We start from the raw sequence: 13,932 nt of genomic DNA on the forward strand, positions 1-13,932 counted from the left end.
TTGGCTGGGGTCATGAGCACTTCCTTACGACGCCGCCCCACGCCCCGGACCACGCTTCGCACCACGCCCGGCCCCACGCGCCGGCACCCGCGCCGGCGCCCGCTGACCGTCCTGCTCGCCGCCCTGTGCGTGGGCCTCCTCGCCCCCGCCGCCCCGGCCCTCGCCGACGGGCCGTCGACCCCCGACCCGGTGCGCGAACTCGCGGCCACCGCAGGCCCGTTGACCGACACCCGGACCCTGGAACGGATCGTCGGCGACGCGAAGGTCGTCGGCGTCGGCGAGGCCACGCACGGCTCGGCCGACTTCTTCCGCCTCAAGCACCAGGTCTTCGAACAGCTCGTGGAACGGCAGGGGTTCACCACCTTCGCCCTGGAGGCGAACTGGAGCACCGGTCTGCTCGTCGACGACTACGTGCGCCTCGGCAAGGGCGACATCCGGAAGATCATGCGCGAGGAGTTCCAGAACTCGTACGGCTTCTGGAACACCCAGGAGTACCTGGACCTGTTCACCTGGATGCGGCGGCACAACCAGCGCCACCCGGAGCACCCGGTGCGGTTCATGGGCAACGACCTCGGCTACGCGGGCCCCGGGCTCTACGACCGGGTCACCGACTACGTGGCCCGGACCCGGCCGGGGCTGCTGCCCCGGGTCCGGGAGCTCTACCGGGGCTCGCGGCCGACCGGCACCGTGGACGCCTGGATGAACGCCTACCTGACCAGGCCGCTGGCCGAGCGCAGGGCGATGGCGGCGGACACCGGCCGGGTCCTCGCCCTCCTGGAGGAGCAGCGGCCGGCCGGGCGGGACCGCGCGGCCCGCGAGGCGCACGCGTGGGCGGTGCAGCACGCCCGGGCCATCGCCCAGGTCGGCGCGGAGTACGCGTACGACCTGACCGGCGAGAGCGGCAAGGACGAGGCCGCGCAGGCGATGCTCTACCGCGACCGGGTCATGGCCGAGAACACGGTGTGGTGGCAGCGCCGCACCGGCGACCGGATGGTGCTGTCCGCGCACGACGGACACATCGGCTACGAGACCCCCCGTCCCGACCAGTACCCGCGGCTCCAGGGCGCCTTCCTGCGGGACGCGCTCGGGACGGGGTACGTGAGCATCGGCGCCACCTTCGGGCGGGGCTCGTTCAACGCGCACGACACGGGGACCCCGGGCGAACCCGTACGGGAGTTCACGGTCGGCCCGCTCGGCGCGGGGAGCAACACGGACGTCCTCGACCGGGTCTCGTCCCGCCCCTTCCTGCTGGACCTGCGGACCGCGACCCCGGCCGCCCGGGAGTGGCTGTCGGTGGCCCGCCCGACGCGGGCGATCGGCACGGCGTTCCCCTGGGAGGGCGACGTCGTGGGGGTGCGGCTCTCGACCGCGTACGACGCCGTCGTGCACTTCCCCGAGATCTCCGCGGCGCGGTACCTCGGCTGACGACTGTCCGTCCCTCCGCGGGGGAAGAATCCCGGTGCCGACGGCACCTCGACGCGGAGGGACGGGCCATGACCGGGATGAGTGTCGGGCCGTACCGGGAGATCACCTTCGACAAGGACGGCGACGGCCCCGGCGGGCCGGCCGGACAGGCGGCCGGGCTCGCGGAGCTCGCCCGCCAGGGCTGCACGGACCTACTGGTGTTCGCCCACGGATGGAACAACTCGCCGTCCGTGGCGACCCGTTTCTACTCGGCGTTCTTCGCCCCCTTCCCCGGCCTCGAAGGGCCGGGCGTACGGCTCGGCTACGCGGGGGTGGTCTGGCCCTCGATGATGTTCTCCGACGAGCCCGTCCCCGACTTCGCCTCGCTCACGGCCGCGCTGCCCGGGAAGACGGCGGTGGTGGCGCGGCTCGCGGAACTGACCGGCACGCAGCCGGCCCGGGAGTCGGCGTTCGCCGAGTTCGGGGCGCTGCTGCGGGAGCTGACGGACACCGACCGGGCGGGGCTGCTCGGCCCGGACTCCGACGTCCCGGCCTTCCTCGTCGCCGACCCCCTGACGACGTACGCGGCCTTCGCCGCCGCGGGCGAGGAGGACGGGCCGGGTGACGGGGGCGGCGGCCCGGGTGACGGGGGCGGCGGCCCGGCCGGCGCCGCCGGTCCGCCGGACGCCTCCGGCGCGGGTGGTGCGGCGCTGTTCGGCGGGGACCGGGTGAAGCGGCTGTGGAAGGGCGCGAAGGAGGCGCTGCGCCAGGCCACGTACTACACGATGAAGCGCCGGGCGGGCGTGGTCGGCGCCCGGGGCCTCGGCCCGGTGCTCGGCGAGCTCGCCCGTACCGCCCCGGGTCTGCGCGTCCACCTCGCCGGGCACAGCTTCGGCGGCCGGCTGGTCGCGCACGCCCTGCTCGGCCTGCCCGACGGCACCCGCACCGTGAAGTCGGTGACCCTCCTCCAGGGCGCGTTCTCGCACTACGCGTTCGCCTCCCGCCTCCCGCACGCCCCCGGCCGCGGCGGCTCCCTCCCGGAGCTCCAGCGCCGGGTGGACGGCCCCCTGGTGGCCTGCCACTCCCGGCACGACACCGCGCTGCGGGTCTTCTATCCGCTGGCCTCCCGGATGTCGCGCGACGACGACGCGCTCATCGGGCAGGACGGGCGCCGGTGGGGCGCGCTCGGCTACGACGGCATTCAGGCCGTTCCCGGGACGGCCGCCCGCACGCTGGGGGCGGTGCTGCGGGACGGGCTGCCCGGGTCGGGCTGCGTGAGCGTGGACGCGGCGGAGGTGGTGTCGGAGCACAGCGACGTCTGCCACCCGGAGCTGGCCCGGGTGGTGGCGAGGGCGGGCCGCTTCGGCGGCTGAGCGGCGGATCGGCGGGCTCGCGCCGGGGGTCGGTTCCGGCCGTCGGAGGGCCGTCGGCGGCCGTCGTCCGATGTTCGATGGAACACGGAGCGGCTCCCGTTCGTCCCTCTCATATCGCCGAAGTGCCAGCGACGGAGGTGGGCAGACGATGGCCGGGTTCCGGAGTCTCGCGAGACAGGTCCGTGATCCAGGGAGCGACACGGCCTTGCGACGGTATTCGCTGCGCAAGTGCCTTGAGCGGTTCGCGCCCTATGGTCACCGGGCGACCTGGGACCATCTGTGCCGGAGCCACGGCTTCGGCCCGGAGGACCGGGAAGCCGATCCGGGGCGGCTGGTGGCCGCCCTGGACGAACTGGAACAGGCGCGGGCCGTGTGGCTCGCGTACGAGGCGGAGTTCGCCGAGCGCAGGCGGCGGGAGAAGCACGGCGGGCTGCGCCGCCCGGCCGCGCTCGACGAGTGGCACCGCCGGATCTGGGGCGGCAACGGGGTGGCCCGCTGCGACGATCCCGCCCGTCATCCGCAGGAGCCGCTGCCCGAGGTGGTGGGGCGGCTGGTGGAGGCGTTGAAGCGGGGGCCGGGCGACCACTGTCCGGTCTGCGCGGGGCCGCGCATCGAGTGGCGGGCGGAGCTGCGGGACGAGCCGTGGTTCGGTCCGGTGTGCGAGGACTGCGGGGTGCTGATACCTCGCGCGGTCCTCACGTCCCGGGCACTCGCCCGGACCCGTGGGGACGCGCTGCCCCGGCTGGCGTCGGTGGCGTGATGCTCCAGGTCTGTCTCAACGGGGGCCACGGGCCCGGGGATTCGGCCTCGGTGCCGATGTCCCCGGTCGCGATGGCCGAGGCGGCGTCCGCCGCCGTCGCCGCGGGCGCCGACGACGTGCACGTGCACCCCAAGACCCCCTGCGGCGGGGACACCCTCTCGCCGCGGGTCCTCGCCGACACGCTGGCCGCGATCCGCGCCGCCGTCGACGTGCCGGTCGGCGTGACGACCGGGGTCCGCTCGGAGCGCGACCCGGTGCGCCGGCTCGCCCGGGTCCGCGCCTGGACGGTGCTGCCCGACCACGCCTGCGTCAACTGGCACGAGCCGGGGGCCGAGGCCCTCGCCGCCGCCCTGCTCGGCCGGGGTGTCGCCGTCGAGGCATGTCTGCGCTCCGGCACGGACGGACCGGCCCGCTTCCTGCGTTCCTCGCTGGCCTCGCGCGTGCTGCGCGTCCACGCCGAGGTGACGGACCCGTCCCCCGCGGCGGCCGAGTCCACGGCCCGCGCCCTGCTGGCGGCCCTGTCCCGCTCCCCGCACTCCCGCCCGGTCCTGCTCCACGGCTCCGGCGCCACCGCCTGGCCGCTGCTGCGGCTGGCCCGGCACCTCGGCCTGGGCATCCGGATCGGCCTGGAGGACACCCTGCTGCTGCCCGACGGCAGCCCGGCCCGCTCCAACGCGGAGCTGGTGTCGGCGGCGCTGGCGGTGCCGATCTCGGCCCGGGCGGCGGGGACTTCGGCCTGAGGCCCGTCGCGAACGAGCGACGCTAGCAGACGGAAATCCGGTCGCCCAGCGGAATGCGCGCCGGGCACAGTGTGCGGCGATGACCACGCCACCACACCGAGCCGAGCGACCGGAGTCCTGACATGTCGACCCTGCGCGTCACCGCGGAGACCCTGACCGTGCACGAGCACCCGAACGCCGACGCGCTGGAACTCGCGCAGGTCGGCCTGTACCGGGCGATCGTGGCGAAGGGCGGGTACCGGACCGGTGACGTGGCGCTCTACATCCCGGAGCAGGCGGTGCTGCCGCTCGCGCTCGTCGACGAGCTGGGGCTCACCGGGCGGCTGGCCGGCAAGGCGGGCGACCGGGTCAAGGCGGTGCGGCTGCGCGGGGAGCTGTCGCAGGGGATCGTGTGCCGGCCCGAGGCGCTCGCCGGGGTGGACCTGGCGCGCGCGGCGGCCGAGCGGACGGACTTCGCCGAGCTGCTCGGGATCGTCAAGTGGGCGCCGCCGGTGCCGCCGACGATGAGCGGGGACGTGGAGTCCGCGCCGGACCTGCTGCCGTGGGTGGAGATCGAGAACCTGCACCGCTTCCCGGAGGTCTTCGCGCCGGGCGAGCCGGTGGTCCTGACGGAGAAGCTGCACGGCACGGCCTGCCTGGTGACCCATCTCGCCGGGGAGGGCCGGACGCTCGTCTCGTCCAAGGGCTTCGGCGCGAAGGGTCTGGCCCTGCGGGAGGACCCGCGCAACCTGTACTGGCGCGCCGTCCTCGGGCACGGGCTGCCGGCCGTCGCGGCCCGGCTCGCCGCGCGGCTCGGGGCGCGCCGGGTCGGCCTGTTCGGCGAGGTGTACGGGGCGGGGGTGCAGGACCTGGCGTACGGGGCGAACGCCCGCGTCGAGGACGGGCTCGGGTTCGCGCTCTTCGACCTGTGCGCCAAGATCGACGGGCGCGTCCGGTGGCTGGATCCGGCGGAGGTCCTGGAGCCGGGCGAGCTGCCCCTGGTACCGCGGCTGTACTCGGGCCCGTACGACCTCGGCACCGTCCTCGCGCTGGCGAGCGGCCGGGAGACGGTCTCCGGGCGGGAACTGCACCTGCGCGAGGGGGTGGTGATCCGCGCGGCGACCGAGCGGCACAGCCCGGTCGTCGGCGGGCGGGCGATCGCGAAGGCGGTCAGCCCGGCGTACCTGACCCGCAAGGGCGGCACCGAGTACGAGTGACCGCCCGCCCCAGAGCCGAGCGGGGGCCCGCCCACGGGGGTGGCGGGTCCCCGCTCGTCGTCAGCCCTTGCCCTCGGGCATCAGGCGCGAGCCGCTGAGCCGCTCGCCGAACACGTCGTCGGGGTTGGACAGGACGCAGTTCCGCAGCGAGAGGCAGCCGCAGCCGATGCAGTCGCTCAGGTGGTCCCGGAGCCGGCCGAGCTGCTTGATCCGCTCGTCCAGTTCGGTCCGCCAGGCCGCCGAGAGCAGGGCCCAGTCCTCGTGGGTGGGCGTGCGCTCCTCGGGCAGCCGGGCGAGGGCGTCGCGGACGGTCGCGAGCGGGATGCCGACCCGCTGGGCGGCCCGGATGAAGGCGACGCGGCGGAGCGTGTCGCGGCCGTAGCGGCGCTGGTTGCCGCTGGTGCGGCGGCTGCCGATCAGGCCCTTGGCCTCGTAGAAGTGGAGGGCCGAGACGGCCGCCCCGCTGCGCGCGGACAGCTGACCGACGGTGAGTTCGTGGACCTTCTCGGGAATCTGCGGCACCCGCCCGAGCCTACGCGAGGGGCGTTCCGGTGCGTTGACAGGAGGGCGCCCGCCCCCACATGCTGAGCAAGCGCTTAGACATCACGGGGCTTCACCGGGACACCACCGGAACATCACCGGGACGAGAGGGAGCGGGAACATGGCCGAGCCGAGGATCTTCACCTCCGCCGAGGAGCTGCGCGCCGGGGTCGGCGAACAGCTGGGCCACAGCGACTGGCTGGAGATCGAGCAGAAGCGGATCGACCAGTTCGCCGAGGCGACGGGCGACCACCAGTGGATCCACGTCGACCCGGAGCGCGCCGCGGCCGGCCCGTTCGGGCGGACGATCGCGCACGGCTACCTCACGCTCTCGCTGCTGCCGACCCTGGTCCCGCAGATCATGCGCGTCGAGGGCATGCGGATGGGCCTCAACTACGGGACGGACAAGGTGCGCTTCCCCGCCCCGGTGCCGGTGGGCTCGCGGCTGCGCGCCACCGCCGTGCTGACCGAGGTGACGGAGGCCGGCGGCGGGGTGCAGGTGACGGCGAGGGTCACCGTGGAGCGCGAGGGCGGCGACAAGCCGGTGTGCGTCGCCGAGTCGGTCTCCCGCTACTACTTCTGAGCCCCCGCCATCCGCAGCACGAGGTCGGCGTAGAGCGCGCCGACCTCGTCCGGCGTCCGGCGCCCCTGGGTGGTGAACCAGCGCGAGACGTCGATGCAGAGGGAGAGCACCGCCACAGTGGTGCCGGCCACGTCGGGGACGTCGAACTCCCCGGCCGCCACGCCCTCGTCGAGGATCCGGCGCACGGTGGCGTCCGACTCGCGGCGCAGCGCCACGATCTCGGCGCGGTGCTCGGGGCCGAGGGCGTCGAGCTCGTACTGCACGACCCGCGCGGTGGTGTGCCGCTCCGCGTGCCAGCGGACGAAGGACCGTACGGCGTCGGCGAGCCGCTCGGCGGCCGTGCCCTGCCCGTCGGCGGCCTCCCGGAGGATCTCCAGGGCCTTGTCGTGGCCGATCCGGCTGATCCGGTGGAGCAGCTCTTCCTTGGTCTTGTAGTGGATGTAGAGCGCGGCCGGGCTCATGCCGGCCCGGCCCGCGATGTCCCGGGTCGTCGTGGCGTGGTAGCCGCGCTCGGCGAACGCCTCGACGGCGGCGACCAGCAGCCGCCGGGCCGCTTCGGGCGTGACCTCGCCCCACGGCATGTCCTCGCCGCCGGGCGTCTCCTCCGTCACGCTCATCGCACTCTCCTCGTCGGGCCTCAGGGACGAACACCATACAACGAGGGTGAGCAAGCGCTTAGAGAGTGGCGGCTCAGCTTTCCTGCCGGTCACGGACGACCTTGGCGAGGGTGAAGGCGGAGGTGGTGAGGTAGAGGACGGCGACGGCGAGGAAGCCGCGGACCCAGGCACTGGCGTCGAGCCGGTAGATCCCGACCGTCACGGCCAGGAGCGCGGCGCCGAAGGACAGGATCGCCTGCACGTAGTAGGCGGAGGTGTTCTGCTGCTGCTTGACCGGGTATTCGCTCATGCGGAACAGCATCGGGCGGCTGTGGCCGACACCACATCCGCCCGGATACTCAGAGGGCGCCCGGGTACTTCCGCGCACGCCCCGCGCACTCCCCCGGGTACTCCCCCCGGCACTCCCCCGGGTGCTCAGAACGCCGAGACCCCGGTGAGCGCCCGCCCGATGATCAGCTTCTGGATCTGACTGGTGCCCTCGTACAGGGTCATCACGCGCGCGTCCCGCAGCAGCTTGCCGACCGGGTACTCGTCGATGTAGCCGTAGCCGCCGAAGACCTGGAGGGCGCTGTTGGCCGCGCGGACGGCGGCCTCCGAGGCGAACAGCTTGGCCTTCGAGGCGGCCGTGGCGAACTCCTCGCCCCGGTCGATCAGGTCCGCGACCCGCCAGGTGAGCAGCCGGGCCGCGTCCACGTCGACCGCGATGTCGCTGATCAGCTCCTGCACCAGCTGGTACGAGGCGATGGGCTTGCCGAACTGCTCGCGCTCCCCCGCGTACCGCACCGCCGCGTCGAGCGCCGCCTGCGCGATGCCGACGCAGCCCGCGGCGACCGACATGCGGCCCTTGGCGAGCGCGGACATGGCGACGGAGAAGCCCTTGCCCTCGGGGCCGAGCATCGCGCTCGCCGGCACCCGGACGCCTTCGAGGACCAGCTCGGCGGTGGCCTGGCCGCGCAGGCCCAGCTTGCCGTGGATGGTGCGGCGAGTGAGGCCGGGGGTGTCGGTGGGCACGAGGAACGCGGAGACGCCCCGGTGTCCGGGGGCGCCGCCGGTGCGGGCGAAGAGCAGCACGACATCGGCCCAGGTGCCGTTGGTGATGAACGTCTTGCTGCCGTCGATCACGTACGCGTCGCCGTCGCGGACCGCCCGGGTGGCCAGGTTCCCGGCGTCGGATCCGGTGCCCGGCTCGGTCAGGCCGAAGCAGCCGATCGCGTCCCCGGAGGCGAGCCGCGGCAGCCAGCTCCGCTTCTGCGCCTCGTCGCCCCAGGAGGCGATCGTCTTGGCGACCAGGCCGAGGGAGACCGAGACGATGCCGCGCACCGAGGAGTCGCCGCGGCCCAGCTCCTCCGTGACCAGGCAGTACGCCAGGTGGTCGCCGCCCGAGCCGCCGTACTCCTCCGGGAGGGTCAGGCCGAGGAAGCCGACCGCGCCCAGCTTCTTCACGATCGACCGGTCGACGTTCTCGGCCCGGTCCCACGCGACGACGTGCGGGGCGACCTCGCGGGCGACGAAGTCCTCGGCGAGCCGTCGTACGGCCGCTTGTTCCTCGCTCAGCTCCAGATTCACCGGGCCACCCCATCCTCATTTAATTACCACTGCTAGTTTTCAGGGTCGGGCCTACTATGTGCGCCATGGCCCGACCGCGCAAGCCCCTCCTCAGCCGAGACCGCATCGTCGAGACGGCGGGAGCGCTCGTGGACGCCGAGGGGCTCGCCGCCCTCTCGACCAGGCGACTCGCGGCCGAACTCGGCGTCAGCGGGCCCTCGCTGTACAACCACTTCCGGACCAAGGACGAGATCCTCGACGCCGTCGCGGACGCGGTCAGCGCCAAGATCGACCTGTCGATGTTCGCGGACGGCGACCCCCGCGACTGGCGCACCGCCCTGCACGACTGGGCGGTCTCCTACCGCGCCGCCCTCGCCGACCACCCGCACATCGTCCCGGTCCTCGCCCAGGGCCCCGGCCGCCGGCCGGCCGGCCTGAAGGTCGCCGACGCGGTCTTCGGCGCGATGGTCCGCGCGGGCTGGCCGCCCGCCCAGGCCACGTACATCGGCGCGCTGATGCGCTACTTCGTCACGGGCTCGGCCCTCGGCTCCTTCGCCCGCGGCTTCGTCGACGACGAGACCGCCTACGACCCCGCCGACTACCCGCACCTCGGCCAGGCCCATCTCCTCGCGGAACGGCGCGAGAAGGTCGACGAGGGCGCCTTCGACACGGGGCTGCGGGCCCTGCTCGACGGGCTCGGGGCACAGTTCACGCAGTACGCGCAGCCGGCGTAGCCCGTGTAGCCGGCATAGCCTGCGTAGCCGCCATAGCCCGCATGGCCCGCAATGCCGCTGGGTGGCCTGACCGTCATGGTTCGGCCACCGCCGAACCGTGGCTGCGCCATGCTGGTCCCATGGCCCCCAAAGACCTCGCCTCGCTCGCCGCCCTCTTCGCCGACGAGACCCGCGCCGCCTTCCTGCTCGCCCTGCTCGACGGGCGCGCCTGGACCGCCGGGGAGCTGGCCCGCCACGCGCGGGTGGCCGCCTCGACCGCCAGCGAGCACCTGGGCAAGCTGGTCGCGGGCGGGGTGCTCGCCGAGGAGCGGCAGGGGCGGCACCGGTACGTCCGGCTCGCCGACCCCGGCGTCGCGCACCTCGTCGAGGACCTGGCCGCCCGCTCCGAGCCGGCCGAGCCCCGGGCGCCCCTCGGCCTGCGGGCGGCGAGCGCCGGGCAGGCGATGGCCCGCGGCCGGACCTGCTACGACCATCTCGCCGGGCGGCTCGGCATCACCCTCACCGACGCCCTGACCGCGCGCGGACTGCTGCGCCAGGACACCGGGTTCGCCCTGACCGACCCGGGCATGGCCTGGTTCGAGGAACTCGGCATCACCCTCGCGCCCAAGGGGCGGCGGCCCGTCGCGCGCGGCTGCCTCGACTGGACCGAGCGGCGCCAGCACCTCGCCGGGCTCGCGGGAGCGGCCCTGTGCGGGCACGCGATGGACGCCGGGTGGTGCGTACGGATCGGGTCGGAGCGGGCGGTGAAGGTGACCCCCGAGGGCGAACGGGCGCTGTACGAGCGCCTGGGCATCGAGGCGGCGGCGCTGCGGTGAGGCGGGCGAGGGTCGACAGCGGGCGGCGGCCGATAATTCGGTGAGCGCCGAACGGTCCGCGCCGTACGGTCGGTCCATGCCGAACCGAACCTCCCGTCTCGCGCTGGCCGCCGCCGGTGTCACCGTCGTCCTGTGGGCGTCCGCCTTCGTGTCCATCCGCAGCGCGGGCGCCGCCTACTCCCCCGGCGCCCTCGCCCTCGGCCGGCTGCTCGCCGGCTCCCTGGTCCTGGGCGCGGTCCTGCTGATCCGCCGCGAAGGGCTCCCGCCGCGGGCCGCCTGGCGCGGGATCGGCGTGTCCGGGCTGCTGTGGTTCGGGGTGTACATGGTGGTGCTCAACTGGGGCGAGCAGGAGGTCGACGCGGGCACCGCGGCGATGGTCGTGAACATCGGCCCGATCCTGATCGCCCTGCTCGGCGCGCGCTTCCTGAAGGAGTCGCTGCCGCCCCGGCTGCTCGCGGGCATGGCGGTGTCCTTCGCGGGCGCGGTGGCCGTCGGGCTGTCCATGTCCGGCGGGGGCCACGCCTCGGTGCTCGGCGTCGCGCTGTGTCTGCTGGCGGCGATCGCGTACGCCGGCGGGGTCGTCGCCCAGAAGCCCGCGCTGGCGCACGGCAGCGCGCTCCAGGTGACGACCTTCGGGTGTCTGATCGGTGCGGTGGCCTGTCTGCCGTTCGCCGGGCAGCTCGTCGAGGAGGCGGGCCGGGCCCCGCTGTCGGCGACCCTCAACATGGTCTACCTCGGCGTGTTCCCGACCGCCCTCGCCTTCACGACCTGGGCCTACGCCCTGGCGCGTACGACCGCCGGCCGGATGGGCGCGACGACCTACGCCGTGCCCGCCCTGGTGGTGCTGCTGGCCTGGGTGTTCCTGGGCGAGCTGCCGGGGCTGCTCACGCTGGGCGGCGGCGCGCTGTGCCTGGCGGGCGTGGCGGTGTCCCGGTCGCGGCCGAAGCCCGTGGCGGCGGCTCCGGCCGGGACCGTACGGGGCTAGGTCCGGCGCCGTGGGGGTGCCGGGACCGGCCCCCCTGCGGGGGCCGGGGAGGGGCGGGCTAGAAGACGATCAGGGCCCGGCCGCCCTTGCCCGCGAGCATGTTCTCGAAGGCGCCCGGGATGCCCTCCAGGGTGATGCGTTCGGTGACGAGCGCGCCGAGGTCGAGGCGGCCGGCGCGGATGTGCTCGGCGAGGACCGGAAGGTCCTCGGCCGGGTTGGAGTTGCCGTAGACGCAGCCCGCGAGGGTGCGGCCCCAGTGGAAGAGCTCCAGGGCGTTGAAGGTGACCTGCTGGTCCTTGCCGCCGATGCCGACGACGGTGGTGCGCCCGCCGCGCCGGGTGGCGTCCCAGGCGGTGCGGATGGTGACGGCGCGGCCGACGCACTCGACGGCCACGTCGACGCCGTGGCCGCCGGTCAGCTTCCGGATCTCCTTGGCGGTGGTGTCGGAGGCGACGACGTACTCGGTGGCCCCGGCGGCCCGGGCCAGCGCCTCCTTCTCGGGCGACACGTCGACCGCGACGATCGTCGAGGCGCCGGCGATCCGGGCGGCCTGGAGGGTGGCGAGGCCGACGCCGCCGACGCCGAAGACGGCCACGGTCTCGCCGCGCCGGACCCGCGCGGAGTGGTGGACCGCGCCCCAGCCGGTGAGGACCGCGCAGCCGAGCAGGGCGGCGTCGGTGAGCGGCACGCCGTCCGGGACGGGCAGCACGCAGTTCGCGGCGACGACCGTCTCCTCGGCGAAGGCCGCCACGTTGAGCCCCGGGTGCAGCTCGGTGCCGTCCTCGGTGCGGGCGTACACGTCGCCGGCGCCGGTCAGCGCGTGCGCGCAGAGCCAGACCTCGCCGATCGAGCAGGGGTGGCAGGTGCCGCAGGACGGCGCCCAGTTGAGGACGACGCCGTCGCCGGGGGCGACGTGGGTGACGCCCTCGCCGACGGAGACGACCGTGCCGGCGCCCTCGTGGCCGAGGACGGCGGGCACGGGCACCCGCATCGTCCCGTTGGTCAGCGACAGGTCGGAGTGGCAGACCCCGGCGGCGGCGAGACGGACCTTGACCCGGCCGGGTCCCGGCTCGGGGAGTTCGATGCCGGTGATCTCCAGGGGAGAGCCGATGGCGGGCAGGACGGCGGCGCGGATCACGGTGGGGCTCCTCGGGTGAGTACGGCGCTCAGAACTGCAGGGACTTGGTCTGGAGGTACTCGGCGAGTCCGTGCGCGCCGAGCTCGCGGCCGACGCCCGACTGCTTCCAGCCGCCGAAGGGGGCCAGCGGGTTGAACCGGCCGCCGTTGATGTCGACCTGGCCGGTCTCCATGCGGCGGGCGAATGCGACGGCCTCGTCCGGCTCGCCCCAGACGGCGCCGCCGAGCCCGTACACGGTGCCGTTGGCGATGGCGAGCGCGTCGGCCTCGTCCTCGTACCGGATGATCGAGACGACCGGGCCGAAGATCTCCTCCTGGGCGATGGTCATCCCGGGGGTGACGTCGGCGAAGACGGTCGGGGCGACGTAGTAGCCGGTCGGTCGCGGGGCCTCGGGGCCGCCCGCGACGAGCCGCGCGCCCTCCGCGACGCCCTTCTCGATGTAGCCGCGGACCCGGTCGCGCTGCCGGGCGCTGACGAGCGGGCCGAGGCGCTCGCCGGGGACGTACTTGGCGACGGCCTCGGCGGCGAGGGCGACGGCCTCCTCGTACCGCTCGGCGGGGACCAGCATCCGGGTCCAGGCGCTGCACGTCTGGCCGGAGTTGGACATGACGTTGGCGACGCCGACGGCGACGGCCTTGCCGAGGTCGGCGCTGGGCAGGATCACGTTGGCGGACTTGCCGCCGAGTTCGAGGGCGACCCGCTTGACCGCGCCGCCGGCGAGGGCGCCGATCCGCCGGCCGACGGCGGTGGAGCCGGTGAAGGAGACGAGGTCCACGTCGGCGTGCTCGGCGAGGGCCTGCCCGGCGACCGTCCCGAGGCCGGTGACCAGGTTGAAGACACCGGCCGGCACCCCGGCGGCGTGGACGGCCTCGGCGAAGAGCTGGGCGGTCAGCGGGGTGTCCTCGGCGGGCTTGAGGACGACGGTGCAGCCGGCGGCGAGGGCGGGGGCGACCTTGGCGACGATCTGGTGGAGCGGGTAGTTCCAGGGGGTGATCGCGGCGACGACGCCGACCGGCTCGGAGTAGACGGTCGAGTTGCCGACCTTCTCCTCGAAGGGGTGGGTGGCGGCGAGCTCGGCGTACGAACCGGCCACGGCGATCGGCAGTCCGGCGTGCACGGCGGCGGCGAGCTGCGGCGGGGCGCCGAGCTCGGCGGTGACCGTGGCGGCGATCTCCTCGGCGCGGGCGGCGAGCGCGTCGCGCAGCGCGCCGATCCGGGCGGCCCGCTCGGCGGGCGCGGTGGCGGCCCAGCCGGGGAAGGCGGCGCGGGCTGCGCCGACGGCGGCGTCCACGTCCTCGGCGGTGCCGGCCGGGACGTGGGCGATGACCGTCTCGTCGGCGGGGTCGATCACGGCGATCGTCGCCGCGGACGCCGCGGGGCGCCACTCCCCGCCGATGTACATCGCGTCGTGGGCCTTCATCCGCTGTCTCCTCACACGTCGGGGCGGCGCGCTTGCTCGCGTGACCGGCACCCAAACTAGCGCTGTTAGTTTTTGGGCGCCA

14 protein-coding genes and 1 pseudogene are annotated in these 13,932 nt (G+C 74.7%); 9 read left to right on the forward strand and 6 right to left on the reverse strand.

The features are described from left to right. The first annotated feature begins 12 nt into the window (after positions 1 to 12). From AB0Q96_RS25315 to AB0Q96_RS25335, 5 genes are all read left to right on the forward strand, one after another. Positions 13 to 1,425 (forward strand): erythromycin esterase family protein, encoded by a 1,413-nt coding sequence (locus tag AB0Q96_RS25315; protein ID WP_365329174.1) that lies wholly within the window; start codon positions 13 to 15, stop codon positions 1,423 to 1,425. Positions 1,426 to 1,493: 68 nt separating this feature from the next. After that, positions 1,494 to 2,777 (forward strand): serine-threonine protein kinase, encoded by a 1,284-nt coding sequence (locus tag AB0Q96_RS25320; protein ID WP_365329176.1) that lies wholly within the window; start codon positions 1,494 to 1,496, stop codon positions 2,775 to 2,777. A 148-nt stretch (positions 2,778 to 2,925) separates the two neighbouring features. Beyond that, entirely contained in the window at positions 2,926 to 3,537 is a 612-nt protein-coding gene (locus tag AB0Q96_RS25325) for a hypothetical protein (RefSeq protein ID WP_365329178.1), read from the forward strand. Continuing rightward, positions 3,537 to 4,277, forward strand: a complete 741-nt coding sequence (locus AB0Q96_RS25330; RefSeq protein WP_365329180.1) for a 3-keto-5-aminohexanoate cleavage protein — start codon at positions 3,537 to 3,539, stop codon at positions 4,275 to 4,277. Before AB0Q96_RS25325 ends, AB0Q96_RS25330 begins: the two co-directional genes overlap by 1 nt. 122 nt (positions 4,278 to 4,399) lie before the next feature. Next, positions 4,400 to 5,473 carry an RNA ligase (ATP) gene (locus AB0Q96_RS25335; protein WP_365329182.1) on the forward strand — a complete coding sequence of 358 codons (1,074 nt, stop codon included), beginning with the start codon at positions 4,400 to 4,402 and terminating at the stop codon, positions 5,471 to 5,473. A 60-nt stretch (positions 5,474 to 5,533) separates the two neighbouring features. On the opposite strand, the gene soxR is transcribed toward AB0Q96_RS25335, so the two are convergent. Then, complete coding sequence (gene soxR, locus AB0Q96_RS25340) at positions 5,534 to 5,995, reverse strand: redox-sensitive transcriptional activator SoxR (RefSeq protein WP_365329184.1); 462 nt, start codon at positions 5,993 to 5,995, stop codon at positions 5,534 to 5,536. A 139-nt stretch (positions 5,996 to 6,134) separates the two neighbouring features. Between soxR and AB0Q96_RS25345 the strand changes: the two genes are divergently transcribed. Then, positions 6,135 to 6,596, forward strand: coding sequence for a MaoC family dehydratase (locus tag AB0Q96_RS25345; RefSeq protein WP_365329186.1), 462 nt, complete (start codon positions 6,135 to 6,137; stop codon positions 6,594 to 6,596). Here the strand turns inward: AB0Q96_RS25345 and AB0Q96_RS25350 are convergent. From AB0Q96_RS25350 to AB0Q96_RS25360, 3 genes and pseudogenes are all read right to left on the reverse strand, one after another. After that, a complete protein-coding gene (locus tag AB0Q96_RS25350; RefSeq protein ID WP_365329188.1) occupies positions 6,587 to 7,213 on the reverse strand; it encodes a TetR/AcrR family transcriptional regulator in 627 nt (208 codons plus the stop codon). The genes AB0Q96_RS25345 and AB0Q96_RS25350 overlap by 10 nt on opposite strands. Before the next feature lie 76 nt (positions 7,214 to 7,289). After that, positions 7,290 to 7,502, reverse strand: a pseudogene (locus tag AB0Q96_RS25355) (YiaA/YiaB family inner membrane protein); the annotation flags it as partial. 125 nt (positions 7,503 to 7,627) lie between these two features. Continuing rightward, positions 7,628 to 8,779 (reverse strand): acyl-CoA dehydrogenase family protein, encoded by a 1,152-nt coding sequence (locus tag AB0Q96_RS25360; RefSeq protein WP_365329191.1) that lies wholly within the window; start codon positions 8,777 to 8,779, stop codon positions 7,628 to 7,630. Positions 8,780 to 8,844: 65 nt separating this feature from the next. On the opposite strand from AB0Q96_RS25360, the gene AB0Q96_RS25365 reads away from it, so the two are divergent. From AB0Q96_RS25365 to AB0Q96_RS25375, 3 genes are all read left to right on the forward strand, one after another. Further along, complete coding sequence (locus AB0Q96_RS25365; protein WP_365329193.1) at positions 8,845 to 9,492, forward strand: TetR/AcrR family transcriptional regulator; 648 nt, start codon at positions 8,845 to 8,847, stop codon at positions 9,490 to 9,492. Between the two features lie 119 nt (positions 9,493 to 9,611). Further along, complete coding sequence (locus AB0Q96_RS25370) at positions 9,612 to 10,307, forward strand: winged helix-turn-helix domain-containing protein (RefSeq protein ID WP_365329194.1); 696 nt, start codon at positions 9,612 to 9,614, stop codon at positions 10,305 to 10,307. A gap of 76 nt (positions 10,308 to 10,383) precedes the next feature. Continuing rightward, the gene (locus AB0Q96_RS25375) at positions 10,384 to 11,292 is read left to right on the forward strand and encodes a DMT family transporter (RefSeq protein ID WP_365329196.1); all 909 of its coding nucleotides are present in this window, start codon (positions 10,384 to 10,386) and stop codon (positions 11,290 to 11,292) included. A gap of 58 nt (positions 11,293 to 11,350) precedes the next feature. Here the strand turns inward: AB0Q96_RS25375 and AB0Q96_RS25380 are convergent, their stop codons facing one another. Both AB0Q96_RS25380 and AB0Q96_RS25385 read right to left on the reverse strand, forming a co-directional pair. After that, the gene (locus AB0Q96_RS25380; RefSeq protein WP_365329198.1) at positions 11,351 to 12,430 is read right to left on the reverse strand and encodes a Zn-dependent alcohol dehydrogenase; all 1,080 of its coding nucleotides are present in this window, start codon (positions 12,428 to 12,430) and stop codon (positions 11,351 to 11,353) included. A gap of 28 nt (positions 12,431 to 12,458) precedes the next feature. Then, positions 12,459 to 13,850: an aldehyde dehydrogenase family protein gene (locus AB0Q96_RS25385; RefSeq protein ID WP_365329199.1), complete on the reverse strand. Its 1,392-nt coding sequence runs from the start codon at positions 13,848 to 13,850 to the stop codon at positions 12,459 to 12,461. Positions 13,851 to 13,932 lie beyond the last annotated feature (82 nt).

This window comes from Streptomyces sp. NPDC093111 (genome assembly GCF_040683955.1).
In the GTDB taxonomy this organism is placed as follows: Bacteria; Actinomycetota; Actinomycetes; order Streptomycetales; family Streptomycetaceae; genus Streptomyces.

What these genes read in the sequence shown, in the direction of transcription:
- AB0Q96_RS25375 (WP_365329196.1), top strand. Translation starts at nt 10,384, where the DNA reads ATGCCGAACCGAACCTCCCGTCTCGCGCTGGCCGCCGCCGGTGTCACC.
- AB0Q96_RS25335 (WP_365329182.1), top strand. Translation starts at nt 4,400, where the DNA reads ATGTCGACCCTGCGCGTCACCGCGGAGACCCTGACCGTGCACGAGCAC.
- AB0Q96_RS25350 (WP_365329188.1), bottom strand. Translation starts at nt 7,213, where the DNA reads ATGAGCGTGACGGAGGAGACGCCCGGCGGCGAGGACATGCCGTGGGGC.
- AB0Q96_RS25330 (WP_365329180.1), top strand. Translation starts at nt 3,537, where the DNA reads ATGCTCCAGGTCTGTCTCAACGGGGGCCACGGGCCCGGGGATTCGGCC.
- AB0Q96_RS25325 (WP_365329178.1), top strand. Translation starts at nt 2,926, where the DNA reads ATGGCCGGGTTCCGGAGTCTCGCGAGACAGGTCCGTGATCCAGGGAGC.
- AB0Q96_RS25320 (WP_365329176.1), top strand. Translation starts at nt 1,494, where the DNA reads ATGACCGGGATGAGTGTCGGGCCGTACCGGGAGATCACCTTCGACAAG.
- AB0Q96_RS25370 (WP_365329194.1), top strand. Translation starts at nt 9,612, where the DNA reads ATGGCCCCCAAAGACCTCGCCTCGCTCGCCGCCCTCTTCGCCGACGAG.
- AB0Q96_RS25365 (WP_365329193.1), top strand. Translation starts at nt 8,845, where the DNA reads ATGGCCCGACCGCGCAAGCCCCTCCTCAGCCGAGACCGCATCGTCGAG.
- AB0Q96_RS25345 (WP_365329186.1), top strand. Translation starts at nt 6,135, where the DNA reads ATGGCCGAGCCGAGGATCTTCACCTCCGCCGAGGAGCTGCGCGCCGGG.
- AB0Q96_RS25315 (WP_365329174.1), top strand. Translation starts at nt 13, where the DNA reads ATGAGCACTTCCTTACGACGCCGCCCCACGCCCCGGACCACGCTTCGC.
- AB0Q96_RS25385 (WP_365329199.1), bottom strand. Translation starts at nt 13,850, where the DNA reads ATGAAGGCCCACGACGCGATGTACATCGGCGGGGAGTGGCGCCCCGCG.